This window comes from Erwinia sp. ErVv1, assembly GCF_900068895.1.
Lineage (GTDB): Bacteria > Pseudomonadota > Gammaproteobacteria > Enterobacterales > Enterobacteriaceae > Erwinia.
The window spans coordinates 22,161-47,685 of the sequence record NZ_CDPK01000019.1; the positions used below are offsets into that span (position 1 = coordinate 22,161).

Annotated in this window: 24 protein-coding genes; 5 read left to right on the top strand and 19 right to left on the bottom strand. The window is 57.3% G+C overall.

Annotated features, from left to right (window positions below; genetic code table 11):
* Positions 1 to 545: 545 nt before the first annotated feature.
* Together A1830_RS19515 and A1830_RS19520 are read right to left on the bottom strand one after the other, a co-directional pair.
* The gene (locus A1830_RS19515) at positions 546 to 1,979 is read right to left on the bottom strand and encodes a glycoside hydrolase family 32 protein (RefSeq protein ID WP_067710033.1); all 1,434 of its coding nucleotides are present in this window, start codon (positions 1,977 to 1,979) and stop codon (positions 546 to 548) included.
* Between the two features lie 14 nt (positions 1,980 to 1,993).
* Entirely contained in the window at positions 1,994 to 3,238 is a 1,245-nt protein-coding gene (locus A1830_RS19520) for an MFS transporter (protein ID WP_067710035.1), read from the bottom strand.
* A gap of 243 nt (positions 3,239 to 3,481) precedes the next feature.
* On the opposite strand from A1830_RS19520, the gene A1830_RS19525 reads away from it, so the two are divergent.
* On the top strand, positions 3,482 to 4,477 hold the full coding sequence (locus A1830_RS19525; RefSeq protein ID WP_067710117.1) for a LacI family DNA-binding transcriptional regulator: 996 nt from the start codon (positions 3,482 to 3,484) through the stop codon (positions 4,475 to 4,477).
* A 129-nt stretch (positions 4,478 to 4,606) separates the two neighbouring features.
* On the opposite strand, the gene A1830_RS19530 is transcribed toward A1830_RS19525, so the two are convergent.
* Entirely contained in the window at positions 4,607 to 4,789 is a 183-nt protein-coding gene (locus A1830_RS19530) for a hypothetical protein (protein ID WP_067710037.1), read from the bottom strand.
* Positions 4,790 to 5,029: 240 nt separating this feature from the next.
* Here A1830_RS19530 and A1830_RS19535 point away from each other — a divergent pair, with 240 nt between their 5' ends.
* The 4 genes from A1830_RS19535 (at position 5,030) to A1830_RS19550 (ending at position 8,882) form a co-directional block, all read left to right on the top strand.
* On the top strand, positions 5,030 to 5,791 hold the full coding sequence (locus A1830_RS19535; protein WP_067710039.1) for a hypothetical protein: 762 nt from the start codon (positions 5,030 to 5,032) through the stop codon (positions 5,789 to 5,791).
* Between the two features lie 73 nt (positions 5,792 to 5,864).
* A complete protein-coding gene (locus tag A1830_RS19540) occupies positions 5,865 to 6,503 on the top strand; it encodes a TetR/AcrR family transcriptional regulator (protein ID WP_067710041.1) in 639 nt (212 codons plus the stop codon).
* Positions 6,504 to 6,659: 156 nt separating this feature from the next.
* Positions 6,660 to 8,042, top strand: a complete 1,383-nt coding sequence (locus A1830_RS19545; protein WP_067710043.1) for a D-arabinono-1,4-lactone oxidase — start codon at positions 6,660 to 6,662, stop codon at positions 8,040 to 8,042.
* A gap of 18 nt (positions 8,043 to 8,060) precedes the next feature.
* Positions 8,061 to 8,882 (top strand): glycosyltransferase family 8 protein, encoded by an 822-nt coding sequence (locus A1830_RS19550; RefSeq protein WP_067710045.1) that lies wholly within the window; start codon positions 8,061 to 8,063, stop codon positions 8,880 to 8,882.
* A gap of 49 nt (positions 8,883 to 8,931) precedes the next feature.
* Here the strand turns inward: A1830_RS19550 and A1830_RS19555 are convergent, their stop codons facing one another.
* The 16 genes from A1830_RS19555 to A1830_RS19625 form a co-directional block, all read right to left on the bottom strand.
* A complete protein-coding gene (locus A1830_RS19555) occupies positions 8,932 to 9,369 on the bottom strand; it encodes a lysozyme (RefSeq protein ID WP_067710047.1) in 438 nt (145 codons plus the stop codon).
* Positions 9,353 to 9,688 carry a phage holin, lambda family gene (locus A1830_RS23045; protein WP_067710049.1) on the bottom strand — a complete coding sequence of 112 codons (336 nt, stop codon included), beginning with the start codon at positions 9,686 to 9,688 and terminating at the stop codon, positions 9,353 to 9,355. Before A1830_RS23045 ends, A1830_RS19555 begins: the two co-directional genes overlap by 17 nt.
* Before the next feature lie 70 nt (positions 9,689 to 9,758).
* A complete protein-coding gene (locus A1830_RS23515) occupies positions 9,759 to 10,145 on the bottom strand; it encodes a carbohydrate-binding protein (RefSeq protein ID WP_231877676.1) in 387 nt (128 codons plus the stop codon).
* Positions 10,120 to 10,956, bottom strand: coding sequence for a lytic polysaccharide monooxygenase auxiliary activity family 9 protein (locus A1830_RS19565; RefSeq protein WP_082804216.1), 837 nt, complete (start codon positions 10,954 to 10,956; stop codon positions 10,120 to 10,122). The genes A1830_RS23515 and A1830_RS19565 overlap by 26 nt, the downstream gene beginning before the upstream one ends.
* Before the next feature lie 27 nt (positions 10,957 to 10,983).
* On the bottom strand, positions 10,984 to 12,219 hold the full coding sequence (locus A1830_RS19570) for a glycosyl hydrolase family 18 protein (protein ID WP_067710051.1): 1,236 nt from the start codon (positions 12,217 to 12,219) through the stop codon (positions 10,984 to 10,986).
* 519 nt (positions 12,220 to 12,738) lie between these two features.
* On the bottom strand, positions 12,739 to 13,584 hold the full coding sequence (locus A1830_RS19575) for an oxidoreductase (protein WP_067710053.1): 846 nt from the start codon (positions 13,582 to 13,584) through the stop codon (positions 12,739 to 12,741).
* 40 nt (positions 13,585 to 13,624) lie between these two features.
* Positions 13,625 to 15,418: a thiamine pyrophosphate-requiring protein gene (locus A1830_RS19580; RefSeq protein ID WP_067710055.1), complete on the bottom strand. Its 1,794-nt coding sequence runs from the start codon at positions 15,416 to 15,418 to the stop codon at positions 13,625 to 13,627.
* Positions 15,419 to 15,511: 93 nt separating this feature from the next.
* On the bottom strand, positions 15,512 to 16,018 hold the full coding sequence (locus A1830_RS19585; RefSeq protein ID WP_067710057.1) for an Lrp/AsnC family transcriptional regulator: 507 nt from the start codon (positions 16,016 to 16,018) through the stop codon (positions 15,512 to 15,514).
* Between the two features lie 138 nt (positions 16,019 to 16,156).
* Positions 16,157 to 17,473 (bottom strand): 4-aminobutyrate--2-oxoglutarate transaminase, encoded by a 1,317-nt coding sequence (gabT, locus tag A1830_RS19590; RefSeq protein ID WP_067710059.1) that lies wholly within the window; start codon positions 17,471 to 17,473, stop codon positions 16,157 to 16,159.
* A gap of 118 nt (positions 17,474 to 17,591) precedes the next feature.
* Complete coding sequence (locus A1830_RS19595; protein ID WP_197473377.1) at positions 17,592 to 18,719, bottom strand: M20 aminoacylase family protein; 1,128 nt, start codon at positions 18,717 to 18,719, stop codon at positions 17,592 to 17,594.
* A 130-nt stretch (positions 18,720 to 18,849) separates the two neighbouring features.
* Positions 18,850 to 19,776, bottom strand: coding sequence for a 2-hydroxyacid dehydrogenase (locus A1830_RS19600; RefSeq protein ID WP_067710061.1), 927 nt, complete (start codon positions 19,774 to 19,776; stop codon positions 18,850 to 18,852).
* Positions 19,776 to 20,621 carry a GNAT family N-acetyltransferase gene (locus A1830_RS19605; RefSeq protein ID WP_067710063.1) on the bottom strand — a complete coding sequence of 282 codons (846 nt, stop codon included), beginning with the start codon at positions 20,619 to 20,621 and terminating at the stop codon, positions 19,776 to 19,778. The genes A1830_RS19600 and A1830_RS19605 overlap by 1 nt, the downstream gene beginning before the upstream one ends.
* 8 nt (positions 20,622 to 20,629) lie before the next feature.
* Complete coding sequence (locus A1830_RS19610; RefSeq protein ID WP_067710065.1) at positions 20,630 to 21,961, bottom strand: NAD(P)/FAD-dependent oxidoreductase; 1,332 nt, start codon at positions 21,959 to 21,961, stop codon at positions 20,630 to 20,632.
* A gap of 66 nt (positions 21,962 to 22,027) precedes the next feature.
* Positions 22,028 to 23,692, bottom strand: coding sequence for an ABC transporter ATP-binding protein (locus A1830_RS19615; RefSeq protein WP_067710067.1), 1,665 nt, complete (start codon positions 23,690 to 23,692; stop codon positions 22,028 to 22,030).
* Entirely contained in the window at positions 23,689 to 24,540 is an 852-nt protein-coding gene (locus A1830_RS19620) for an ABC transporter permease (protein WP_067710121.1), read from the bottom strand. Before A1830_RS19620 ends, A1830_RS19615 begins: the two co-directional genes overlap by 4 nt.
* Before the next feature lie 2 nt (positions 24,541 to 24,542).
* A complete protein-coding gene (locus A1830_RS19625; protein ID WP_067710069.1) occupies positions 24,543 to 25,496 on the bottom strand; it encodes an ABC transporter permease in 954 nt (317 codons plus the stop codon).
* Between the last annotated feature and the right edge of the window lie 29 nt (positions 25,497 to 25,525).

Here is a 25,525-nt window from a genome sequence, read left to right on the forward strand (position 1 = left end):
TTCATCCATAAGAACCATGTTAACGTTAACATATTAAACGCAGCTAAAACCACATTCTTAATATCAACAGCTATACAATATTTTAACCAATCGTATAAAAAAATATATTAAAAAGGATTTCCTCAATTAAAACCACAAACAGAATAGCTTATCGACCCTGATTTTTATAATAGCCAGTATTAACACGCTAACGATCATAAAAAATTGTGGTATTCACCCTGTATAAAAAGGTTATTTACCCCCTTTATAGAATTTCCAAATCGCCACCACTCCCCTGCTCAGAATTCAGGTAAAGCGCAATGCCCTTTATAAGTACTGGATGATGAGCGGTAGCGCAGGCGGCCGTAAAGTAACAGCGTGAGATAAGCGGTAGCGCAGGCGGCCGTGAAGTAACAGCGTGAGAGGGCTGGGTGCCGTGGTGGCAGAAATGACGTGCTTAAATATTTATATTAATGTGCCGAAGTTGTGTCTACCCAGGCCACAGATAAACGCAGTGATAACTGTCCATCATTCATGCCCGGGTTATGTATGACGTCAAATGCTACTTACTCCAGCGCCCAGGCGCCTGCATCTGATAATGTCGCCGTTCCTTGCCAGGCGAACAAACTTAGCTCCCGGTGGTCAGCATCAGGGTAAATTCGGCTACTCAGGCATGCCTGACCGTCATTAACAAACACTTCTACTGAAGAGCTGTCGATAAATAAACGTAAAGCCAGAGCCGCGCCTGCCACTAAGGGTACGCTTCGCGTGCCACATAATCCGTGCTGAGGATAGCGGCGCTCCAGCACCAGACGCTGCATCTGGCTATCGACATAGACACGCAGGCCTTCCCCGAGGCTCAGACCAAACTGTTCCGCATCACAATTCGCGCAATCCCAGTGAAGTAAAACTTCCATGGCCTCCCCTTTCTTCGCCATCAGAACCGCCTGGTTTCTCAGAGTACTCACCGGCCAGGGGAACCAGGACTGACGCAAAGCTTCCACCTCTTTCGCTGGCCGCATCTGCAGGCGATTGTGCTCATTAAGGCTCAGTTCACGGGGTAGAGATAACATCCCCGCCCAGCCATCCTGTTGCTCCGGCAGCGGCGATTCCCACATATCCAGCCAGCCAATGACGATACGGCGGCCATCTGGCGTCAGAAAACTCTGCGGGGCGTAGAAATCGTGCCCGTGATCCATTTCGACAAATTCTTCCGTGCGGACAAACGGCTGGCCGGGCTGCCAGTCACCGACCAGATAGCCGCTCTGGAACAGGTTGCAGTTCTCAAAACCCTTCGCGGCCAGCCCCTGTGGAGAGAACATCAGGACGCGTTTACCCTCGAGGAGAAAGAAGTCAGGACACTCCCACATAAAGCCCATATCGCTTTTCGCCTGGTCCAGAATGCCCTCTTCCTGCCACTCACGCAGATCGGCCGATCGGTATAGCCGTACTTGCCCGGTGTCGCCAACGCGTGCACCAACGACCATGTACCAGCTATCCCCTTCGCGCCAGACCTTAGGATCGCGAAAGTGATGCAGGCCGGCAGGCGTATCCACGATAATCCCCTCCCGCCTAAAGTGAACACCATCGCGGCTGGTTGCCAGGCACTGTACCTGATAAAGATTCTCGTCGTTTCTGGCATCGCCGTGAAATTTATGCCCGGTGTAAATGAGCGCCAGGGTGTCGCCATCAACCACCGCCGAGCCAGAAAAACAGCCGTCTTTGTCTTCCGTTCCTTCCGGGGCCAGGGCAACGGGTAAGTGCTCCCAGTGAAGCAAATCTTTGCTCCGCGCATGTCCCCAGTGCATCGGTCCCCACTGGGTGGAATAGGGATGATGCTGGTAAAAAGCGTGATACCAACCCTCAAACCAGATCAGGCCATTAGGATCGTTCATCCAGCCCGCTCTTGCGGCCAGGTGATAGCGCGGGTACCAGCGCAGGTTTAACCTCGCGTGTTTAGCCTGAAGTTCCTGTTCAGCGTGAGCAATTGAGTAGGTCATAGTCTTCACTTATTTTATTCAGCCAGGAGAACGTTACGGCCCTGCGGATCCCCGGAGGGTTTACTGGATCGCAACAAGAAGATGGAAATAAAGGTGATACCGAATACCATCAGCCCCATAAACAGATAGGACTGAGCAAATCCATATTTTTCGTAGCTGTAGCCTGCCAGGGGCGATAACAGGGTAGCGACCACTGAGCTCGTACAGGCAAAGCCCACCAGATAGAGCGTGGCGGAGAGTCGTTTATCGAAGTTAAGGCTGTTGTATTTGAAAATAGCGATTAACAGAATTGGGAGTTCAACGGCATGTAGCAGCTTAGTGATGGAAATAAGCAGCGGACCTTCCACTAACCCGGAAGCGATCATACGCATTGCCATCACCATTCCAGCGAAAATCAGGCCATTTTTGGCCCCGACACGATTAACCAGCCATGGCGCACAGAACATGCCAGCGGCCTCCAGGAGCACCTGAAACGAATTCAGATAGCCGTACATGGCGTTGCCTTCCTGCTGTGTGGGGAACTGTGAGGTAAAATAGGCCGGAAACTGCTGATCGTAGACGCTGTAAATACAGGTCCCGACCACGAAGAATATCAGGGCCCTGAAGCGCGGCAGGGTTAGCAGCCGTAAGGCATCTTTCAGCGTGACTTTCCCGCCTGACACCGCCTCCTGCATCGCGTGTGATGCCGAAGAGACGCGTAAGCGTATCAAAAGCATAAAGAAGATCAGGCCGGAACAGCTGGCGACTGCGAAGTTTACTTTCGGGTTGATATTGAACAATAGCCCGGCGAAAAATGTTGCCACGGCCCAGCCCAGCGATCCCCACATTCTTGCTTTTCCGAATTCAAACTGGCTCTGACGCGCGACACGTTCGGTGTAGGATTCCAGTACACCAACACCGCCATTGAATGTCAGACCGATATAGACACCACCAAAGAGACTTCCGAGAAAGACGTTCAGTTTCAACAGGAAGCCAAAAAGCAGATAGGCTGGGCCGGATAAGATCAACAGTGCCGTGATAAACCAGAGTAAATTTTTACGCAGACCAAGCTTGTCCTGAATAAAACCATAACAAACTTGCACGCACAGCGTGGACAGCGAGATCACTGAAAAAAGGATCCCGATCTCCCCTGCTTTCAAACCGACTTCCTGATGCAGCCAGATAGAGAGCAGCGAACCTGTAGCAGACCAGGCCACAAAGAAAAAGAACAACAGCGCGCTGAGTATCAGATAACTGTGAGAGTGGCGGGTTTTCATCATGGCAATCTCATACTAAAGGGATGCGTAAATGATAACGTTAACATGAAATAAAATGCATGCTGTTTTACTGTAATTTTGGATACCACTCACAAAAGTTAACGTTAACAATGGCACTATGAGATTATAATCATCCTTCCTTACGCTGAGCAAACCTCACGCTCAGGCCAGGATTACGTATGATCCTTTTACAACCCAGGTATGTTTTATAGCCTGTTGCGTCGTGACAAATTTGGAGCAAAAAGAATGGCATCGCTGAAAGATGTGGCAAAACTGGCAAACGTATCGCTGATGACAGTTTCCAGGGCATTAAACTCTCCCGAACGCCTGAAGCCTGAGACCCTGTCTCGCGTACAGTCCGCTATCGACGCGACGCAATACGTGCCCGATTTATCGGCAAAAAAAATACGTGGCGCTCACGCCATTCCAAATACCATCGGCGTGTTGGCTCTTGACACTGTCACCACCCCTTTTTCCGTGGAAATCACCCTTTCCATCGAAGAAACGGCTCGTGCCCATGGCTGGAACAGCTTTGTGGTTAACATGTTTTCTGATGACAGCCCGGAAAATATCGTCGATCTGCTGCTCTCACATCGGCCGGATGGCATTATCTATACAACAATGGGATTGCGACAGGTGCCATTACCCGAGAAGCTGTTAGGCCTCCCCTGCGCGCTGGCCAACTGCGAAAGCCTGCATCAGCCGGTCGCGAGCTATATTCCAGGTGATGAAAAAGGGCAATATTCTGTGGTGCAGGCACTCCTGTCCGCAGGCTATCGTCGTCCCCTCTGTTTACACTTGCCCGTAAACCATCTTGCTACCGCCAGACGGCGTAAAGGTCTGGAAAAGGCCTGCAGGGAAGCCGGTATCGATCCTGATAAGCTTGACCACTGTTACATGGAGTATGGCGATGAACACTACCGTGATATTCCCGACATGCTTATGGCGCATATCCACCACGGCAGAGCTCATTTCGATTCCGTGGTGTGTGGGAACGATCGTATTGCGTTTATGGTCTATCAGACACTGCTGTCGCAGAGGTTGAGGATCCCGCAGGATGTCGCGGTAGTGGGCTACGATAATATGGTGGGTATTGGCCATCTCTTCCTGCCCCCGCTCTCAACGGTGCAGCTGCCCCATTACGAGATTGGACGCCTTAGCGCGCTGCATATCATCAACGGTGAGACGCATCGGAAAACGGTAGAAGTTGAAAGCCCATTGCTATTTCGGGAATCGGTGTAGCAATATGTCGTTTACTGTCACGCTGCTATACCGATAGCCTGACCGCATCTCACTTACGCGGCGTACGAATGCTGCGCCAGAGTGCACAGTTCATTCCAGTAGCAAAACCTGACGGTCAGCTGGTAGCGGCTATTTTTCATAGATCTCCCGCGTACGGTAGTAGCTCATTTCAAAACCATACAGCTGACTGACGGGCAGTAATGACTCGGCGATCCGGGACGCATCTATACCTTCATCAGAACGCGCCGCTGAAAACACCCGACTCAGGATAGTGGAAAACGAACGCCTGACGCTTAGTAAAACTCGCTTCATGGTCTGCTCCTGCTGTGACAAGTAACATGCTGTGCGGTAGAGCTGATTTAACCTCAACGGGCAGAATGGGGGAAATATCTTATTGTTCGGAGAATAGCCAGAAATTGGCTTAGGGCGGTCTGGGCATTCTCCTGAAAAGGGCCTGCCCCTGGCAATCTTGCCGCCATCTTATGCCATACTGAGATCTTTCAGGCAGAGCCATGTCTGCTCTTTGCCTATTTCCCGATAATGAGATTTTCCATGAGTAACTTCCTCACCCCCGCCGCCGCTTACCTGAACCGACGTAACGAGCTCCTGGCCGAACGCTCGGTGGTAGACTCTCCGGTGGTGATACAAACGGTTAATAAGGCCCTGATGGCCAGCGAAATCGCCATGGCGACTTTCCATGACCTGGAAACGCTGCGATCCCTCCAGCTGCGTAAAGCCAGGCCGATTGAGCAACACAGCCTGCGCATCCAGCAGGAGTTGCAGCACTTTGAATTGGCCAGCAACGAGCTGGTATTGACCGATACCGCCGATGAGGCTGCTTACCTTTGCTACCAGACCGCCTTTTTTCAGCTGAACGGCACCTTCCCCTGGCAGTATGCCAGCCTGCAAAGGGTACAAAATGAACTGTTTGCAACGACATTCACCCTGTGGCAGGAAACGCTGGAGGAGCTGTTCACCTCAAAGCATCGCCGCCTGCTGTTCGTCCGGGTTGAGAAAATTCTGGCCTTTTCCATCAGTAAAATCCCCGTGCTGGGCGAAGCAATGGATGTCTATCGGCAGCTGGTGACCGCCATGCAGACCAGCCACCAGCGTGCGCAGGAGACAGACGACTATTTCCGATCGCTGGAGAGCTACAGCGATGCCGCTACGCTGTGCAGCCGCAGCATCCTGATTTTCTGTTTTACCACCGAAGCGGTACTGCGCGGTCGCCCCCTGCCGGATGAAGCGCAGCTAAATAAGAGAATTAAAACCCACCACCAGAGCGTGATTGAAGGGACCCACCCCTACTTTTAATCGCCAGTAGTGATAGTATTACCCACCCTGTCACCCCATTACGCCCTGCAAAACCTGGACTGACCCATCTTTTATGCCCGCAACTGAGAAAAGAAAAAATGACCCGCAGGGGTTAAAGCTGCGCATCCTGGCCGGTGCACTCACCACCTTTGCGGAATTTGGCCTGCAGGGCGCGCGCATGGAACAGATCGCCACCCTTGCCCAGACCACCAAGCGAATGGTGGTGTACCATTTCGCCACAAAAGAAAACCTGTACATACAGGTGCTGGAATCGGTGTATCAGCAGATCCGCAGCCATGAAACCGGCCTGAAACTGGCTGATTTACCCCCTGAAAAAGCGATGGCGAGGCTGGCCGAGGCAAGTTTTGACTATCACATTTCCCATGCGGATTTTATGCGGCTGGTCTGTAGCGAGAACCTGATGCGCGGGCGTTATATCAGTCAGTCCACGCGCCTTAAAACACTGAACCAGAGCGCGCTTGAGGTGCTTGATGCCATTCTCCTGCGGGGTAAAGCCGCAGGCGTCTTTGATACCGAGGCCTGCGCCGTTGATGTTCATCGCCTGATCAGCAGCATCTGCACCCACAACGTGTCTAACCGTTACACTTTTCACGCGCTCTTTGGCGGCAGTGAAAGCGAAGAGCAAAGCATTGCGCGCAATCGCCAGCTGGTAGTAGATGCCACGCTTCGCTATCTGCGCCCACGAGGATAAACCTGTACAATAAATTCAACCCTGTACAGTTTTTACCTGTCCGTGGCTGTATTTTAGGGGGCGGATCGGCTACGCTTGAGAGGAGTGAATATAAATTCAACCTCTGCGCCTTTGTGCTTAATCCCCCTGATATTGTCCAGATCAAAGGAGCTGTCAATGACATGCGAAAACCCTGGTTACCCACTCCGTAAGCCTCATTTGAGCGAAAACGATTCCCGGCTGTGGAACTGGGCACAAAATGGCCCTATTGCTGATAAACGTGCCGTGCAATCACCTCAGACTGAGGCTGAGCTGCAAACGCTGGTGGCGGCGAGCGAAGGAAAGATTCGCGTTACGGGCAGCAAAATGTCTCCCAGCCGGATGCTAAAGGTGGCCGGGCAGCAGGATACGCTGGTTGACCTGAGCAACCTGAGCGGTCTGATTGCGATTACCGACGATAGCGCCACCTTTGCGGGCGGTACGCCGTTACATGAAGTGTATGAAATGCTGACCGGTATAGGCCGCATGCTTCCCTCCTCGCCGGGCGTGATTGCTTCCCAGACGCTGGCGGGTGCCCTGGCAACGGGTACCCACGGGCAGGGTTTGCAGCAGAGCTCTATCGCCGATGAGGCGCTAAGCATCCGCATGGTGCTGGCCGATGGCAGCATTGCCGAGTATAACCGCGACCACCGTTGGTTCCCGGCGGTCCAGCTTGGACTGGGCGCATTGGGTGTGGTCACCCAGGTCACGCTGCGTACTCAGCCCCTGACCATCTACACCTGTTTCAAAAACGCCGTCAGCGCCGACAGCCTGGAGCAGGATTTGCTGGACTGGAATCATGACTATGCGCTCAGCAAAGCCTGGTGGTTCCCCAATGAAAACCAGGTCCACGTCTGGACGGCCCGCGAGGCCAGCGACGTTGAGATCCGCCAGTATCGTGATAACAACGAAGAGTTAGTAACCCAGGAAGAAACCAGCGATGCGATGAATGAAACTATCGATCAGACGCTGGAGCATATGCGTAGCGACACGAAAATCGTTGACGAGAACGGCAAGCCATTTCGTACCGTCACGCGTTTCAAGGATTTTTCCGACGTTACCGGAGACGTTTATCAGGTCTTTTGCCGGGGCATTGCCACCCCGCAGATTAACGTTGAAATCGGCATTCCACTGGCGCGAGCGCCTGCGGTCATTGCTAAGATTAAGGCCTGGCATACTGAAACCCAGCCGCATATGCACTATCCGATTATTTTACGCTGTACCGGCCCGTCATCCTCATGGCTCAGCCCGTCAGCACCAGAAGCGACCTGCTTCTTTGGCTTTGTGGTCTATTATGCCGAGGACGGTTCCCTCTCTGAAGAGGGCGTGAACTTTCTGCAGGCGGTGGAGAAGCTGCTGGCTGCAGAGGGAGGCAAACCGCACTGGGGGAAATATTTCGACGCGTCGCTCTATGACTGGCCAGCCCTCTACCCCGAGTGGCCTGCCTTCCTGGAGGCGCGGGAAGCGCTGGATCCGCAGCATAAATTTGAAAACCACTTTACCGCAGCTTTATTTGACTGATTATAAAGGAGAAGGCCAATGAAGGCATGGGCAACCCTGTTAACACAGTCGGGCTACGCCGTCGGCGTCAGGGCGCTATCAACGTCTTTGAAAAAGGCCGGCAGTATCTACCCGCTGGTGGTGATGGTGACCGAGAATATCGACGTCGCGACCCGGCAGTCGCTTGAAGACCTGGGCTGCCGGGTGCAGGAAGTGCAGGCGCTCAGCCCGGACAGCAGCCTGAAGCACAACTATGCCAATGCGCGCTTTTCAGAAGTGTGGACCAAGCTGGCTGCCTGGAAACTGACCGACTACGATCGCATTGTTTTTCTGGATGCCGATATGCTGGTGACCCAGAATATGGATGAGCTGTTCTCGCTAACGCTGGAAGAAGAAGGGATTGCGGCCTGTCACGCCTGTCGCTGCAACCCCAATAAGATTGCCAGCTATCCGAAAAGCTGGCGGCCTGAAAACTGCTTTTACAGCTACTGTCGGGGCCTGGAGCATACGGAAGAACCGGCGGAAGTCGACAATTACCTGAACGGCGGATTTCTGGTGCTTACGCCCAGCCAGGCGGTATTTGATGATATGGTACACCGATTATCCGAACTGGATGATTTATCGCGCTATCTCTTTGCCGAGCAGGACTTCCTCAACGATTACTACCATCAGCGCTGGAAGCCGCTTCCCTATATCTATAACGCGTTAAAGACGCTGCCTTTCCAGCATGCGGCAATGTGGGATCTCGCCGAGGTTAAAAATATCCACTTTATTCTCGATAAGCCCTGGGAAAAAGCGCCGGATAAAAACGACCGGTACTCTGCGTTGAATGCCCTGTGGTGGGAAATTTCTGCCAGTTGACGACAGATAAATAGAGGTTGATGAGGTGGAGAAGTTAGCGCTCCACCTCTCAGGACATAAAAAGCGCCCGCTCGCGCTCCCGGCGCGGTAGCAAAATATCCTTCGCACTGCCGGCACGCTTCCACATCAGGAAAGCATCGGCTGCGCCCTTATAATCCCCGACGTTCAGCCTTTTTCGCAGCGTTGAATCTCGAAAAGCACCAATGCCAATATTAAATATCAGACTGCACAGGGCATCGTATTGATTTTGATTCATCGCCGCGATGACATCTTTATTAATCGCCCTTTCAACCGTGCGCAGATCCATCAGTAAGAGTTCAGTCGATTTTTTGGCGTCAATTCTCATCTCTTTATGCACGGGGAGACCGTCAACACTCCCGGTGTGGCCTACGCCTATCGTCCAGATGCCCACCACATCACGATAGCTGACCAGCCGCTCGCCCTCTTCCTGTTTAATAAACCTGATACCTCTATTGCTTATTTTCATCGTCGTCGGCTCCAAATCGTTTATATAAGATGCCCGTAATAACATTGCGAATTCTTTCCACCCCTGAGAAACCAATAATTCCTCCCACCAGCGTGGCCGCACTGTCTGGCAGACCCAAATGCTCCAGTGAGCTACAGACGGCCAGGGTAAATACGCCACAAATGCAGGTGCTGGAAATTATTTTCCACCATGATTTGCCATCATAAATTCCCATAAAAAAAGCGATCAGCATTCCCGACAGGGCAGAGAAAAAGGTGGGCAAATATTCGACTATCCACTTTGCGCACTCTTCCAGAATAAAATTTATCGTGGAATTCATCGCGGCCTCTGAACAGTCATACCGTTCTGGCCCGGTCAAAGGGCCAGAACGCGGAGTGATTACCGAAAACCTATTTAATTTCCCGCCACAGCGTCGGTGCCAGACCGGGTGCCCACTCCGGCGAATGGGCAATATGCGTTTGCAGGCAGGTCCAGTTACGCCCGCCATGTGAAACGTTATCACCGGCATTGAAGCGTTCACCCAGAATCCAGGCAGGATAAACGTTACCCCCGCCGGTATCCTTATCAGCCAGCGTGGTAACGGCGAGAACATTACTGGGGACGGAGAGCTGGCCTTTGACGTCGAGTGCCGCCACAAAGTAGCGCAGCGAGGTTTCAGGCCGCAGACCGGCGTCGCTGTAGCTTTGCTGGGACAGGGGAACCCGTGCAATCTCATGGCCTTCGCGATAAACGATATACTCCAGCAGCGCGTTAACGCTGGTGGAGGCCGTCCACATCAGATCTACCCGCGTTGACGTGACTGCCATGCTNGTAAATCAGCTCGCCATCGCGATAGAGCCGATACGCTGCGGCTGCCGTTGATGAGGTATTCCAGCTGAGCGTCACGCTGTCAGAGGTAATGTTATACGCACGCAGCCCCGCAGGTGCCGCCGGCACATCCTCACCGGGCTGACTATCGCCGGTGAAATCCAGATCGATAACATGATAAAAAGCGTTACCGGTATTCGCCACTTCCCACACCGCCAGCAGCACATGATAGCCCTGCCGCTGGGGAAGCATCACATCGTGAACCGTTGGCTCCGGCGGCGTAAGCGCTGCCCCATGGCTCCAGTGGGGCTGCTCGGTTAATTCAACCTTAAAGAAGGGCTGACTTTCAAACTGGGCGCGACTGAGCGGTAGAGACGGGTCCCATCCCTCACGGGTGATAAAATAGTTCCAGCGTCGGGTGGTATGCACGGCGCTGTAAGCCCAGGATATTGTCAATAATTCAGAAGAGAGGACTGCGTGTTTTTTCCAGTGGCTGCCCGGCGCATCGAGGAATTCTGCATTACCCTGATTGGCGCTGGCAATTTTACCGTCTTTGGGCGGGGTAGCGTTGGTTGAATCGGTTGAAGCAACAGCATCAGTCAGGCCCGACTGAACGGCAGGGAAAAATTTTCCCGCTTCGCGCTGATTCAGCTGACCGTTATCGATCAACCCTTCCTCCCAGGCGAACCAGGCACGGGATGCCGGTGAAAATACGTGGCCATGACGCGTATTGCCGTGCGATTTTGCGGTACTGATAATCGGTGTATTCGTATTAGACATAATTTTACCTTTCAGTTGAAATACGGCTCAGATCAGGTTCCAGAGCGAGTAGGCAAGATTCGGCTGCCAGAAACTGTTGGATTCATGCGGCATCACACAGAGGTAGTGCTGATGGTTCCATCTGACCCGGTCGTTATCCAGGTAGCGGATGCCTGCCTGCCACTGCGGCCAGTCTGGATCGGGCGTTGGGTCCGGTGTGGGATCGGGTGTTGGGTCAGGCGTAGGGTCGGGTGTGGGATCGGGTGTTGGGTCGGGATTGGGTGCAGGATCGGGTAGCGGACCAGACAGATAGCCATAGCGCTTAATAAATTCACCACCGTAAGCCACGCCGGAACTTGAGTAGCCCTCATCCCAGTTGACCGACCAGGTCATTAAGCCCGCAATCGACAGACCGGCTAAATCAAGACGGCTGAAGGCGCGTGTAAGGTCACCCGCATCAGCAACATAGCCGGTTGCTGCGGCATCATTATTCGCGGGCAGGCCAATAATAAATTTTTCCGGCGGGATCCTGATAAATTCTCCCTTACCGGTGACGAGGCTTTCCGTCAGATAAAAGAGAAAATCCTCTTTTACACTGTCATTATCCTGCGCCAGATAGCCTAAACCGTAGACGTGAAGACCATCGGCTCCCTGGTTGTAAAACTGCGGTGCCACATAATCGTAATATCCTTCAAGCTGGTTGATATAAGGCACATAACTTCCGGTTTTGCGCAGGTAGGGGAATTCCGGCGCCATACTAATAATGAAATGCTTACCCTGCCGACGAAAATAATCTTTTACCTGCTTAAGTGCCGCCGGGATAACGATCTGATTATCCGCTCCAGCGATCGCCGTCTGCTCAAGGTCAATATCAAGCCCATCAAAGCCATATTGATTCGCCAGCGAGATAATACGGTCGATCAGGGCGCTTTCATCCGCCTTTCGCAGTGCGATGTGCGCGTCGGCTCCGCCTAATGAAATAAGGACTTTACGCCCCTGGGCATGTACAATATCAACCTGCTGGCGAAATTCCTCCGCGCTCCCTTTATAAGGTTTAAAGTCAGGAATATTATCGCTTCCCGACAACACCTTCATAAAGGCGACGGCAATTACGTTGTACTGAAGTGGCACCTGAGACAGCAGCATCTCACTAAAACGGCCACGCTGATAGCCGATGCCATCCCCTGTACCCCAGTTATGCCAGAAGCCGATAATAACTTTATTTGCACTTTTAGATGCAGCAGGAGCGGTTGAATATGCCGACGCTCCAGTGGATTGATTCATAAAACCTCCAGGTCAGTAACAGAGTAAATAAAAAATATTTTTTAGCTCTTAATAACAGGAAATGCATTTAGCAGCAGAGTGAAATTTTGCACATCCACCTGGAAAAGTATTACTCGCGGGGAGGGGGATTTTCAACTGCAATAAATTCACAAACCATAAATCTTAAAAACATTAATTCATTCTTATTTGCTGGCAGCCCAGTCAACAGAGGCTTCTGAAGCCAAATGGTAAATAAAAAAATTCCGTACTGGCGGATAAAAAAACAAAAATAGTTGCCATCCTAAATAAAAAGATATTAAGCAATAAATTCTATCGGCTATAACGGGGTTTTTATGCCAGGCCTGCTGACTGAGCGTTAATTATCAGCAAATGTATATCGGGATGACGTGACTTAATTTAGCGTCAGCGCCAAAAAAATTTATGGCAAATAAAGATAAAAAAAACCACCGCGGCATACCTGCCCGGTGGCTGTGACGGCGCGCAACAGGCGCTGCTGACGCGCGACCAGCGTTCAGTGGCTTATTTCGGGAAGTCCGTACCGACCGACATCTCTTTCCAGGCTTCTATTTCGTTCAGACGCGACTGAAGCTTCGTGGTCACCGCATCATAGCCCCATGCGCCCATGACCAGATGGCGCGGCGGATTTTCCGCTTCGGTCAGGGCAATCATCGCCTGAGCAGCGCGGACCGGGTCGCCCGGCTGCTTGCCGCTGCCTTCAGAGGTGCCTTTCAAGCGCACGCCTGCGGTTTCGGCATAGTCAGCGAGGGTATTCGGCGTCTGACGCAGCGAGCGACCCGCCCAGTCGGTACGGAATGGCCCGGGCTCCACGCAGGTGACGGCAATACCCAGCGGGCCTACTTCCGCCAGCAGGGCATCTGACCAGCCTTCAACAGCGTGTTTGCTGGCGGAGTAGTAGCCAGAACCGGGGAAGCCGATCTGTCCGGCGACGGAGGTAATGTTAATAATGTGGCCGCTTTTCGCCTTGCGCAGGACGGGCAGCACCGCGCGGGTCATCGCAAACAGGCCAAACACGTTGGCGTCAAACTGCGCGCGAATTTCATGCTCCTCGCCCTCTTCCACCGAGGACTGGTAGCCATACCCGGCGTTATTAACCAGCACGTCGATAGTGCCGAACTTATCAACAGCAGCCTTAACTGCCTGCTCAATCCCGGCACTGTCGGTGACGTCCAGCGAGACGGCCAGCGCACGATCTGCCACACCGGAAACCAGATCGCTGACCTTCGCTTTATCGCGGGCGGTGACCACGACGTTGAAGCCTTTTTTCAGCACTTCTTTTGCCAGTTCGCGGCCAAAGCCGGTAGAACAACCGGTAATAAACCAGACGGGATGGGTGTTTGTGATCATGGGATATCCTCAATTAATATGATTGTGCGTAAATGGTACATCACGGCTTACCCGGCATCACCTGATTGAGCAGCTGGCTGGCGGTATCTGCCAGCACCCTGCCCGCGCCGCGATCGCCTTTTACCATCGACGCCATAAAGGCCTTTGCCTGCTTCAGGGTGATATGCGGCGGCAGCGGTGCCACCTCCGGATCGGTTTTCACTTCCAGCACCACCGGACGGTCTGCGGCCAGCGCCTCCGCCCAGGCCGCGCTTAGCTGCTCCGGATCGTCCACGAAAATCCCCTTAAGCCCCAGAGATTCAGCAAACTGAGCGTAATGCACGTCGGGGAGCTGCTGCGACGCGGCGAAACGCGGATTGCCCTCCATCACCCGCTGCTCCCAGGTGACCTGATTGAGATCCTGATTGTTGAATACGCAGACCACCAGCTGCGGCGTGGCCCACTGCTGCCAGTATTTCTGAATGGTGATAAGCTCCGCCATATTATTCATCTGCATCGCCCCGTCGCCCACCAGCGCTATCACCAGCTTTTCAGGCTCGGCAAACTTGGCCGCAATGGCGTAGGGTACCGCCGCCCCCATGCAGGCCAGTCCCCCGGACAGGCTGGCGCGCTGGCCCTGCTTCACGCGATAGTCCCGGGCGAACCAGTTCGCACAGGAGCCGGAGTCAGAGGTCACGATGGCGTTGTCCGGCAGCAGCGGCGACATCTCCCACACCACGCGCTGTGGATTCACCGGGCTGGCAGACGCCATGGCCCGCTCCTCCATCACCTTCCACCATGCCTGTACCTGTACGGCGATATCCTCCTGCCAGCTGCGATCCGTCTTTTGCTCAAGCAGCGGCAGCAGCGCGCGCAGCGTTTCGGCCGCGTCACCGTGCAGGTTCACCTCCGTCGGATAGCGCAGCCCGAGCATCGCCGGGTCGATATCAATCTGCACGCCGCGCGCCTGTCCCTCTTCGGGCAGGAATTCGGTCCAGGGGAAGCCGGAACCGATCATCAGCAGCGTATCGCAGGACTTCATCATCTCCGCCGAGGGTTGCGTGCCGAGCAGCCCCACCGAGCCGGTGACAAAAGGCGCATCGTCGGGTAACACGTCCTTGCCCAGCAGCGCCTTCGCCACGCCTGCGCCAAGCAGGTTTGCCGCCTGCACCACCTCGACCGCCGCCCCGCGTGCGCCTGCGCCAATCAGTATCGCCACGCGCTTACCGGCATTCAGCACCTCTGCGGCACGCTGTAGGTCTTTCGGGTAGGGAATGACGCGCGGGCGCTGATAGCCCACCGCCGAGTGGGTAAAGCCGTGGGCGTGAACGGGTTCTTCCCAGGGTTCATCCTGCACGTCCTTGGGAATAATCAGTACCGCTACGCCATTTTGCGCTTTCGCCAGGCGCACGCCGCGATCGACCAGATGACGCAGCTGTGAGGGCGTGGCGGTCTCCTGCACAAAACTGGCCACGTCGGAAAATACCCGATCGAGGTTCAGTTCCTGCTGATAGCTGGAGCCCCTTGCGGTGGTTTCAGCCTGTCCGGCGATGGCCAGCACCGGCGCATGATCCATTTTCGCATCGTACAAACCGGTCAGCAGATGCGTGGCACCCGGTCCACCGGTCGAGAGGCAAACGCCCATTTCGCCAGTAAACTTGGCGTGACCGACCGCCATAAAGGCCGCCATCTCCTCATGACGCACCTGGATAAACTCTATCCCTTCACCGCGTTTTTCTGCCCTTTGCAGCGCGCCCAGCACGCCGTTGATGCCGTCGCCAGGATAGCCATAAATACGCGTCACGCCCCAGGCTTTGAGGCGCTCAACGAAGAAGTCACTGGTTTTTTTGCTCATTATTAGCCTCGTGTTTTTTTAGCACAGGCTGTTAATGATAGTAGAGTCACCCCGACGCGCTGCGATATCCGCTCCGGCGCGCAAAGGTTAGGGTCAGTATTCGACCTGGGTATGACGGGAAATAAGCGAGCGCAGCGGCACGCTGCTTTTAATAATCGGAGATTTGATCACAATGTAGCTGAAGTACTTATCAATACCGACTTTGGCATCCAGCAGCCCTTCTATCACTTCCTGGTAGTGCTCAATACTGCGGGTAATAAAGCGCAGCAGATAGTCATAGCCGCCGGTGATCAGGTGGCACTCCATCAGCTCATCTACCTCACTCAGCGCCGCTTCAAAGCGCATAAAGTCTTCGCGACGATGGCCGGCCAGCGTAACCTCGGTAAATACGGTGACCGAGTCGGTAATTTTGGTCAGATTGATATGCGCCTCATAGCCGGTAATAAAACCGGCCATTTCCAGGCGCTTTACGCGCTGCAGGCAGGGGCTGGGAGAAAGGCCGACGGCATCGGCGAGATTGACGTTGCTGATGCGGCCATCTTTCTGTAGCTGCACCAGAATATTGATGTCAATGCGGTCGAGTTTCATTAAACCGTTCATAGCACCCTCAATGTGGCAACATTGTTAACCGATACGATGGTATAGCATGCTTTCCGCCAGCCGCGCCAGCGTTTTACCGCGCGGCGCGGGCGTCGCCCCTTGGCTGTAATCCCTTATAAATCAACAAACAGGGAGGATTCAGCCCAGCCTGCCGGTGGCGCGGGCTAGCGCTATATCAACGATATGCAGCGCCTCTTCCAGCTGAGAATCACTGGTGACCAGCGGGGCCAGGAAGCGGATGGTATTGCGCTGCACGCCACATTTGATCAGCAGCAGCCCCTCCTCACAGGCGCAGTCGAGGATCTTCTGCGTCAGAGCCGCATCGGGCTGACCGCTTTCGACGTCAATAATCTCTATCGCCCGCATAAAGCCGATGCCGCGCACGTCACCAATGCAGGCATACTTTTCTGCCAGCTGATGCAGCCGGGCGTTAAGCTGTTCACCCAGCTGACTGGCCCGCGCCAGCAGGTCGCCCTGCTCCAGCAGATCCATTACCGCCAGCGAGGCCGCGCAGGCCAGCGCATTACCGCCATAGGTGCCGCCCAGTCCGCCGGGCAGCGGCGCGTCCATGATTTCCGCCCTGCCCACGACGCCGGATATCGGCAGGCCGCCGCCGAGGCTCTTGGCTACGGTTATCAGATCGGGCAGGATGCCGGTATGCTGGAAGCCGAACATTTTGCCGGTGCGGCCAAAACCGGTTTGCACCTCATCGCAAATCAGCAGTATGCCGTGACGCTGGGTAATTTCCCGCAGCGCCTGCATAAATGCCGGAGAGGCAGGCAGGAAACCGCCGTCGCCCTGTACCGGCTCGATAATGATCGCCGCCACGCGATCCGGACTGATTTGTACCGCAAACAGCGTATCCAGCGCCGCCAGGCAGGCCTGCTCGCTGATGTGATGGAAGGGATTAGGGAAAGGCACGCGGTAGATGTCGCCGGGAAAAGGCCCGAAATTTTGCTTATAGGGCTGGCTCATGCCGGTCAGGGTACAGCCCAGCAGCGTCCTGCCATGAAATGCGCCGTCAAAGGCGATAATGCCGGGGCGGTTACTCCATGCGCGGGCGATTTTCACCGCATTCTCGACCGCTTCTGCCCCGCTGGTAAACAGCACGCTTTTGAACGCCTCGCCATTACCGACGGCCTGATTCAGCCGCGTCGCCAGTTCGATATAGCCCGGATAGGCTGCGACCTGAAAGCAGGCGTGAGAGACCTGTTGCAGCTGATCGCTGACCGCCTGCACCACCGCCGGATGGTTATGTCCGACGTTTAACACGCCGATCCCGGCAACAAAATCCAGATAGCGGTTCCCCTCCACGTCCCACACTTCCGACCCTTTGCCCTTTGCTATCACCACCGGATGCGCCGTGACCACCCCGCGCGGAACCTGCTCCTGCCGTTTATCCAGCAGCAGGGCGTTATCAGAAAATGTCTGCTGCTCAGCCAGTAAATTGTGCATCTCTCTTCCTCATCGCATGTCGTTATGGGGTTAAGTATCGCAATAAACTTTTTTGTCCCGCTGCTGTACTGCGCGCGACAGCAGCATTACCTGTTGAAATGGGGAGCGAAACAGCGCATTACGTTTTCAGGGCCAGCCTGTCCCTGACCACTTCGCAAAACCAGCGGATACCCAGCGGGATTAGCGCATCGTTAAAGTCATAGGCGGGATGGTGTAGCGGACGGCTCTCTGCCGATCCCAGCCAGAGGTAGGCGCCAGGAACCGCCTGCAGCATAAAGGAGAAATCCTCCGAGGTCAGCGCAGGCTTATCCGCCACCGACACGCGCAGCCCGGCACGTTCCGCGGCGCGCAGTGCCACCTGCGCTTCGGGCGCCGCATTCAGGGTCGCCGGATAGTATCGCTGATAGGATACCTCCGCGTTCAGCCCCTGCGCAGCGGTAACGTGGGTCGCCATTTCGCGCAGGCGGCGTTCGATAATGTCCTGCACGCCGGGATTAAAGGTGCGCACCGTGCCGGTGATGTCGGCCTCGGCGGGGATCATATTGTGCGAGAAGCCGCCCTGAATGCGGGTGACCGTCAGCAGCGCCGGTTCGCAGGGATCCACCGCGCGGGCGATGAGGGTGTTCAACTGCACCACCAGTTCGCTGGTCGCCAGCAGGGTATCCGGGCTGAGATGGGGCTGGGCGGCATGGCCGCCGCCGCCGGTAACGCGGATATCAAAGCGGTCAGCGGCGGCCATTATCGCGCCGGGGCGGGTTTGCGCCGACCCCAGCGGCAGTTCGGGCCAGTTATGTACCGCATACACGGCATCGCAGGGGAAACGGCTGAACAGCCCGTCATCGATCATCGCCTTCGCCCCTGCCAGCCCCTCTTCGGCGGGCTGAAAGATAAAAATCACCGTGCCGTCGAAATCCGCCTCGCGGGCCAGTCGATCGGCCGCGCCCAGCAGCATCACCGTATGCCCATCGTGGCCGCAGGCGTGGCAGCGGCCCGGATGCTGGCTTTTCCACGGCTGCCCGCCGGCGTCTTCCATCGGCAGGGCATCCATATCGGCGCGCAGGCCGATAACCCCGGAACCCCTGCCGCGCCGCAGCACGCCGACCACCCCGGTTTTGCCGATGCCGCGATAAACGTCAATCCCGCGTGCGCTCAGAAATGCGGCCACTATCCCGGCGGTACGGTGCTCGGCAAACCCCAGCTCCGGGTGCGCATGCAGATCCCGGCGCAGGGCGACCAGCGCTGCGATCTCAGCGTCAGCTGCCCCGTTCAGCTCCCTGCTGCCTGCCTCAACCGTACCGCTCAGCCCTGCGTTATTTATTCCAGCCGCATCGCTCTTATGCATGTCACTCTCCACCCGTTGCTCCTCGCTCTGCATTTCAGTACCCCCGCGCCCGATCGACCCGCCCGACCATCGGCTCACCGCGCTGGTGGCGGCGAATATTGTCCAGCAGCGCCCGCACCGCGCTTTCTGCCCGCGTCTGGCTGGCGATATGCGGCGTCAGCCAGATGGCGGGATGCTGCCAGAATGGATGCTCCGGCGGCAACGGCTCCGGGTCGGTGACATCAAGCACCGCTGCGCTCAGCTGCTGGCGCTCCAGTGCGGTCAGCAGATCGGCGTGGTTAAGTTGCCTGCCGCGCCCCGCCTGCACCAGCGCGGCACCCGGCGGCAGCTGGCTGAACAGCTCAGCGTTAAGAATGCCCTCGGTACGGGCCGTGAGCGGCAGCAGGCAGACCAGGATATCGCTGCGGGCGAGAAAATCGCCCAGCTGCGCATCGCCCGCATAGCTGCGCACGCCGTCGACCTTTTTTTCCGTCCGGCTCCACACCGCACAGTCATAGCCCAGCGCCACCAGCGGTCCGAGCACCGCCAGGCCGAGCGTCCCGGCGCCCATCACGCCCACCCGACAGGCCGCCGCCCCGGTAACCGGATGCGCCTGCCACCGCTGCTCCCGCTGTTGCGCCAGGTAGCGGGGCATCCCGCGATGCAGGCCTAGCACGGCGAAGGTGACGTACTCCACCATGCCCTGCGTCAGGCCCGGTTCAATCATCCGCACCACCGGCAGTTCAGGCGGCAGCCCGGCGTAGTCGAACTGGTCGGCACCGGCCCCCACCGAGAACAGCGCTTTCAGATGAGGAAACTGCTGCATCAGGTTGTCCGGCGGCTGCCAGGCGATTAAATAGTCCACCGCCTGCGCATCCCCAATGTCAGGCCAGACCCGAAAGGTCGCCTCCGGTGCCAGTCTCGCCACCAGTTCCGCCCACTGGCGTCCCCGTTCGGGCTCAGATTTATAGACGATATTCATCAGGCCATCGCCTGGGACATCAGTCCGAATGCCTGCATCTCCTGCGGCTGCCAGGGTACGCCGCGGATCATGGTGACAGGCCGATCGACTTCGATCAGGCCCAGCGTGGTGAGCCACTCTCCCAGCCCGCTGGCCGCATCGGTGTCAATCCGCACAAATTCACCGCTTAACTCAGCCAGCAGCGCACTTATCAGCAGCTTCGCGCGGGTGAGATCCTGACAGATAATGGGACCCACGGCATAGCCGTGTCCGAAGCGGCGCAGGCAGGCAAAGCCGGTCGCAGTACCCTGCTCTTCCAGCACCTCTATGCGCAGAGCGGCATCGTCCAGCAGCAGCCGAATCAGCCTCTCACGCTGCTGCCCGTGGGCGCGCGCATCCAGCCGGATTAGCGCCGGGGCGTCATCGGGGCAGGCGGGCCGACGTCGCTGCCCCCCGCCCGGCAACAGCGGGGTCACCCGCTCCAGCGCGCGGCACTGATGCTGCGCGACGGCACCGACGCCCGCGAAGCCAAGCTTCTGGTACAACACCCTGCCCGCCTCGGTGGCGTGCAGCCGGACCTGATACCCTTCCAGCTTTGCCAGCGCCGCCTGCATCAGCGCCTTACCAATGCCTTTGCCCTGCGCCTCATCGGCGACAATGACCAACCCAACCGTGGCGGCATCGCTGCCCCAGCGCCAGAAAAGCGTGGTGCCAAGCAGCACTCCATCCTGTTCCGCGACCACGCCCTCTCCCAGCTGAAGCGCCTGCCGCCAGTCTTCGCGACGGTGCGGCCAGCTCAGCCGCTGGGTCAGGCCAAAGGCGGCGTCCAGATGGCTCTCATTCATTGCGTTAATCTGCATCGTCATCCTGCTCCCTACATCATGCCCGGCGCGTTAAGGCCGGATCCGTCAATCAGCCGTGAATAGCGAAACGGCGTGGGGTCCACCACCGGGGTGGCATCGATCGCCAAATCGGCGGCCAGGCGACCCGCACCCGGGCCAATACCAAAACCGTGCGCGCTGAAACCCGCAGAGATAATCAGCCCCGGTAGCGTCGGTACCGTTGAAATCACCGGCACCGCATCGGGGGTATTGTCGATCATCCCGCCCCAGGCCTGTTCGACGCGGATCTCGCCCAGCGCCGGGTACTCTTTGCGCATCGCGGCGATGCCTTCCGCCACCATCGCCCTGTCGGCGGCCGGGTCGAGAATGCGCACTTTCTCAAACGGCGAAACCCGGTCAAACTGCCATCGCGCCAGCGACTCCGGGCCGCTAATAAAAGGCCCCAGCCCCAGTTCCAGGCTGAGGTTTTTACGGCGGGATTTAAAGGTCGGCCAGAACTGACGCGCATAGCGCAGCCCCTGCGCACCCGGTGACAGGCGACCGCGACCGGAGACGGAGACGGTATAGCTGCCGTCCAGCTGGGGGCGGCAGGCAAAGGTGGGTGTATAAAGCGGCACGCGGATCGCCTGCTCAACCGGTGTGGTGCGAAACGCCGTGCCGATGACGTTGCCGAGCGGCAGGTCAATGCCGTGCCGTCGGCAGAACATCGAGGTCCAGGCTCCGCCCGCGCAGATCACCCTGGGCGTTTTTATCAGGCCGCGTTCGGTGATCACTCCGCTGACCTTACCGGCAGAGATATCCAGCCCGCGCACCGCGCACTGCTGAAAAACACCTGCGCCCAGCCGCTGCGCCGCAATCGCCAGACCGGCCGAGGCCAGCGACGGCTCTGCATGTCCATCCGTAGGGGACGAGACGCCGCCCAGCCAGCGGCTGGTGCTGCCAGGAGTCATCGCCTTCGCCTGCGCGGCGGTAAGGATGTCGCTGCGCACGCCGTAGGCTTTCGCCATCTGGCCCCAGCGATCCCAGGCGTTAATGTCCTCCTGGCTGCTGGTGGCATAGACCAGTCCGCTGCGGCGAAAGCCCAGCTCCTCGCCGGTCTCCTCGCCCAGTTCCTGCCAGCGCTGGAGCGCGTAGATAATCAGCGGCAACTCGCGCTCGTCGCGGTTCTGCTGGCGGCACCAGCCCCAGTTGCGACTGGACTGCTCACCGCCGACCAGGCCCTTCTCTATCAGCACTACGCTGACGCCCTGCTTTGCCAGCTCGTAAGCGGCGGCCGTGCCGGCAATACCGGCGCCAATCACCACCACATCCGCCGACTCGGGGAAAAATCGGCTGTCCTGTACGTATCGAATCGGTGCGGGCATCTTCTCTTAACCTCGTCTTCGCATCATAGTGTTAACTCATCATCAGCTGCGGCATTTTGCCCGCCGTTAAAGCGCAATATCGCTGGCATCGTGCTCGTCCAGCCAGCCCTGTCGCAGCTCCGGCACCGCCCGCTTCAGTCGCTCGTAATAGAGATCGGTGGAAGGCTTATCGTAGTCGGCCCGCGCCACCTGCGTCACCATCCGGCCACTTTTCACCACGATAATTTCGTCACAGACCGACCGCACCGCATGCAGATCGTGGCTGATAAACAGCACCGACAGCCCCAGCTCGCGGCGCAGCTCGGTGATCAGATCGAGGATCGCCGCGGCCACGACCGTGTCCAGCGCCGAGGTCACCTCATCGCAGAGGATCAGGTCGGGTTCAGCCGCCAGCGCGCGGGCCAGATTCACCCGCTGTTTCTGGCCGCCGGAGAGCGCCCAGGGGCGTCGCCACAATACGCTGCGCGGCAGCCGGACCAGTTCAAGCAGGCTAAAAAGGCGCTGCTGGAGCGCGGCACCGCGCAGCCCGTGGAACAGCTTCAGCGGTCGGCTGAGAATTTTTTCAACGCTGTGCGCCGGGTTCAACGCGGTATCGGCCATCTGGAACACGTACTGAATGCGCCGCAGCTCATTCTCCGGGCGCTGCCGCAGCGCGCTGGCAATATAGTGGCCGTTAAACAGCAGATGCCCCTTTGAAGGGGGATTCATCCCGGCAATGGCGTGCGCCAGCGTGGTTTTGCCCGAGCCGGATTCGCCAATAATGCCGATCGCCTGCCCGCGATAGAGACGAAAATTAATGTCGTGCAGAATCGGGATTTTCGGCTCACCCTGCGCATTGAGCGGGCCATAGCCCGCCGACAGGTCGCGCACCTCCAGCAGCGGCTGGATGCCTGACTCTTCCGGTCGCCACGGGCTGGGCCGGGGCTTCTGTCTCGCCGCTTCCAGCAGCTGCTGGCTATATTGTGCCCCGGGCGCGCGGAGCAGGTCTTCAGTGGTGGCATATTCAGCAACCCTGCCTTTCAGCAGCACCAGGATGCGATCGGCCATCTGAGCCACTACCGCCAGATCGTGACTAACGTAAATGGCGGTCATGCCGCGCTGGCGCACCACGCGCCGGAATGCCTTAAGCACTTCAACCTGCGTGGTCACGTCCAGCGCGGTAGTGGGTTCGTCAAGGATAACCACCTCGGGGTCGCCGATCAGCGCCATCGCGGTCATCAGCCGCTGTAGCTGCCCGCCGGAGACCTGGTGCGGATAGCGGCTGCCGATGGTGTCAGGATGAGGCAGCGCCAGTTCGCGGAACAGCGCGATGGCTTTCTCCTCGGCTTTGGCACGGCTCATCACCCCGTGGATCACTACCGGCTCCACCACCTGATCCATAATTTTCATCGCCGGATTAAACGACGCCGCCGCGCTTTGAGCGATATAGGCCACTTTATTACCGCGAAACTGACAGAGCTGTTTTGCCGTCAGCGCGGTGACGTCGGTTCCCGCCACGTGGATATCGCCCTCCGCGATGCGGCAACCATGGCGGGCATAGCCCATCAGCGCCAGCGCGATGGTGGTTTTGCCCGATCCTGACTCGCCGATCAGCGCCAGCACCTCGCCCTTCTGCACGGAAAAGCGGATATCGGAAACCAGCGAAATCTCCTGCCCCTCATCCGACCGGGCAGTGACGCGGAGATGGTTTACCGCGACGACAGGTCGTGCCGTGTGTGCCGTTACCGTCATGCTACCCCCTTCGCCTGGCTCAGCGGACGCATTGCCTGAAGGCTGTCGATAAACAGATTGGCACCGATGGTCAGGCTGGCAATAGCCAGCGCGGGCATCAGTACCGCCGGAGACCCGTCAAACAGCCCCTGTAAATTCTCACGCACCAGCGTCCCCCAGTCCGCATAAGGCGGCTGCACCCCCAGGCCAAGGAAGCTCAGGCCGCTGAGCAGCAGAACGATATAGACAAAACGCAGGCCGAAGTCGGTCAGCATCGGGTGCACCATGTTGGGCAGGATATCGTGAAGCGCAATATAAATGCGGCTCTCACCGCGCAGCCGCGACGCCTCAACGTAATCCATTGAGCGCAGGTTGGCCGCCATCGCCCAGGCGATACGGTAGGCACCGGGCCAGTAGGTAAAGACGGCGGTAACGATCAGCATCGGCAGCGAGGAGCCGAAGACCGCCACGATCATCAGTGCGAGGATTTTGCCGGGCAGCACCAGCATGGCGTCGTTGATCCTGCCGAGGATCTCCTCTAACCAGCGTCCCGCCACGGCGGCCAGCAGCGCCAGCAGCGTACCGATCAGGCTGGCCAGCAGCGCCGCGCTGAGCGCCAGGCCAATCGAGTAGCGCGCGCCAAAGAGGATGCGGCTCAGCATGTCGCGCCCGAGATAATCAGTGCCGAACCAGAAATCCCTGCTGAATCCGCCGAGCATCGGGCCTGCGCCAATGTCCTCCAGATTATGCGGGGCCAGTGCGGATCCAAACAGGGCGAGAAATATCCAGATCAGGGTCACCACCAGACCCGCCCGCCCGCTGCCGCTGAGCGACAGAAAGAAACGCCAGGGAAGTGTGAAAACGGACATCATCAGCCCCTCCCTTTGGGATTAAAAGCAATGGTGAGGATATCCGCCAGCAACAGCAGCAGCAGATAACAGACGGCGAACAGCATGACGCAGAGCTGCACCACCGGCAGATCGCGGTTGCTCACCGCATCCACCAGCTGGCTGGCTACGCCGGGATAGCTAAAGATGCTTTCGATAATAATGACCCCGCCAAACAGGTAAGAGAGACTGAGAGAGATGGCATTAGCAATCGGCCCGACCGCATTCGGCAGCGCATGGCGCAGTATCGCGCGCAGCGGCGACACGCCTTTTAGCAGCGTCATCTCCAGATAAGGGCTGTCCATCTGGTTAATCAGCGCCGAGCGGGTCATGCGCGCCATCTGTGCCACCAGCACGCAGCAGAGCGTCAGCACCGGTAGGGCATAATTCCGCAGGTAGCTGAGAAGGTCAGCCGGGGGCGTGCCGGGCGACATCGCGGGTACCCAGTGCAGCCTGACGGCAAAGATAATCACCGCCACGGTCGCCACCAGAAACTCCGGCACCGCCACCACCGCCAGGGTCGCCATCATCAGTCCGCGATCGAAGCGCGAGCCGCGCTTCATTGCCGCCGTCAGCCCAATCAGCAGCGCCAGCGGCACCGACACCAGCGTAGTCAGCCCGGCCAACTCAAAGGTGGCGGGCAGGCGGTGGGCCACCAGCTGCGATACCGGCAGATGACTGGCAAACGAGGTGCCGAAATCGCCGTGCAGCATACCGGTCAGCCAGTGCAGATAGCGCATCAGCAGGGGCTGATCCAGCCCGAGCTGCTGCCGCAGGGCCGCGACCGTTTCCGGGGTGGCACTCTGGCCCAGTACCATCTGCGCCGCGTCACCCGGCAGCAGGCTGGTGATAAAAAACACCACCGCCGAAACAATCAGCAGGGTAAGCGCACCCGCCCCACAGCGGCGGGTAATCAGGAGGAGCATATAGCGGTTCATCGCCGTTCTCCTTTATGGATTAGCGGTTA

Excerpts from the sequence above, each read along its gene's own strand:
- A1830_RS19515 (WP_067710033.1), bottom strand. The coding sequence starts at position 1,979 with ATGACCTACTCAATTGCTCACGCTGAACAGGAACTTCAGGCTAAACAC.
- A1830_RS19520 (WP_067710035.1), bottom strand. The coding sequence starts at position 3,238 with ATGATGAAAACCCGCCACTCTCACAGTTATCTGATACTCAGCGCGCTG.
- A1830_RS19525 (WP_067710117.1), top strand. The coding sequence starts at position 3,482 with ATGGCATCGCTGAAAGATGTGGCAAAACTGGCAAACGTATCGCTGATG.
- A1830_RS19530 (WP_067710037.1), bottom strand. The coding sequence starts at position 4,789 with ATGAAGCGAGTTTTACTAAGCGTCAGGCGTTCGTTTTCCACTATCCTG.
- A1830_RS19535 (WP_067710039.1), top strand. The coding sequence starts at position 5,030 with ATGAGTAACTTCCTCACCCCCGCCGCCGCTTACCTGAACCGACGTAAC.
- A1830_RS19540 (WP_067710041.1), top strand. The coding sequence starts at position 5,865 with ATGCCCGCAACTGAGAAAAGAAAAAATGACCCGCAGGGGTTAAAGCTG.
- A1830_RS19545 (WP_067710043.1), top strand. The coding sequence starts at position 6,660 with ATGACATGCGAAAACCCTGGTTACCCACTCCGTAAGCCTCATTTGAGC.
- A1830_RS19550 (WP_067710045.1), top strand. The coding sequence starts at position 8,061 with ATGAAGGCATGGGCAACCCTGTTAACACAGTCGGGCTACGCCGTCGGC.
- A1830_RS19555 (WP_067710047.1), bottom strand. The coding sequence starts at position 9,369 with ATGAAAATAAGCAATAGAGGTATCAGGTTTATTAAACAGGAAGAGGGC.
- A1830_RS23045 (WP_067710049.1), bottom strand. The coding sequence starts at position 9,688 with ATGAATTCCACGATAAATTTTATTCTGGAAGAGTGCGCAAAGTGGATA.
- A1830_RS23515 (WP_231877676.1), bottom strand. The coding sequence starts at position 10,145 with ATGTGGACGGCCTCCACCAGCGTTAACGCGCTGCTGGAGTATATCGTT.
- A1830_RS19570 (WP_067710051.1), bottom strand. The coding sequence starts at position 12,219 with ATGAATCAATCCACTGGAGCGTCGGCATATTCAACCGCTCCTGCTGCA.
- A1830_RS19575 (WP_067710053.1), bottom strand. The coding sequence starts at position 13,584 with ATGATCACAAACACCCATCCCGTCTGGTTTATTACCGGTTGTTCTACC.
- A1830_RS19580 (WP_067710055.1), bottom strand. The coding sequence starts at position 15,418 with ATGAGCAAAAAAACCAGTGACTTCTTCGTTGAGCGCCTCAAAGCCTGG.
- A1830_RS19585 (WP_067710057.1), bottom strand. The coding sequence starts at position 16,018 with ATGAACGGTTTAATGAAACTCGACCGCATTGACATCAATATTCTGGTG.
- gabT (WP_067710059.1), bottom strand. The coding sequence starts at position 17,473 with ATGCACAATTTACTGGCTGAGCAGCAGACATTTTCTGATAACGCCCTG.
- A1830_RS19600 (WP_067710061.1), bottom strand. The coding sequence starts at position 19,776 with ATGAATATCGTCTATAAATCTGAGCCCGAACGGGGACGCCAGTGGGCG.
- A1830_RS19605 (WP_067710063.1), bottom strand. The coding sequence starts at position 20,621 with ATGACGATGCAGATTAACGCAATGAATGAGAGCCATCTGGACGCCGCC.
- A1830_RS19610 (WP_067710065.1), bottom strand. The coding sequence starts at position 21,961 with ATGCCCGCACCGATTCGATACGTACAGGACAGCCGATTTTTCCCCGAG.
- A1830_RS19615 (WP_067710067.1), bottom strand. The coding sequence starts at position 23,692 with ATGACGGTAACGGCACACACGGCACGACCTGTCGTCGCGGTAAACCAT.
- A1830_RS19620 (WP_067710121.1), bottom strand. The coding sequence starts at position 24,540 with ATGTCCGTTTTCACACTTCCCTGGCGTTTCTTTCTGTCGCTCAGCGGC.
- A1830_RS19625 (WP_067710069.1), bottom strand. The coding sequence starts at position 25,496 with ATGAACCGCTATATGCTCCTCCTGATTACCCGCCGCTGTGGGGCGGGT.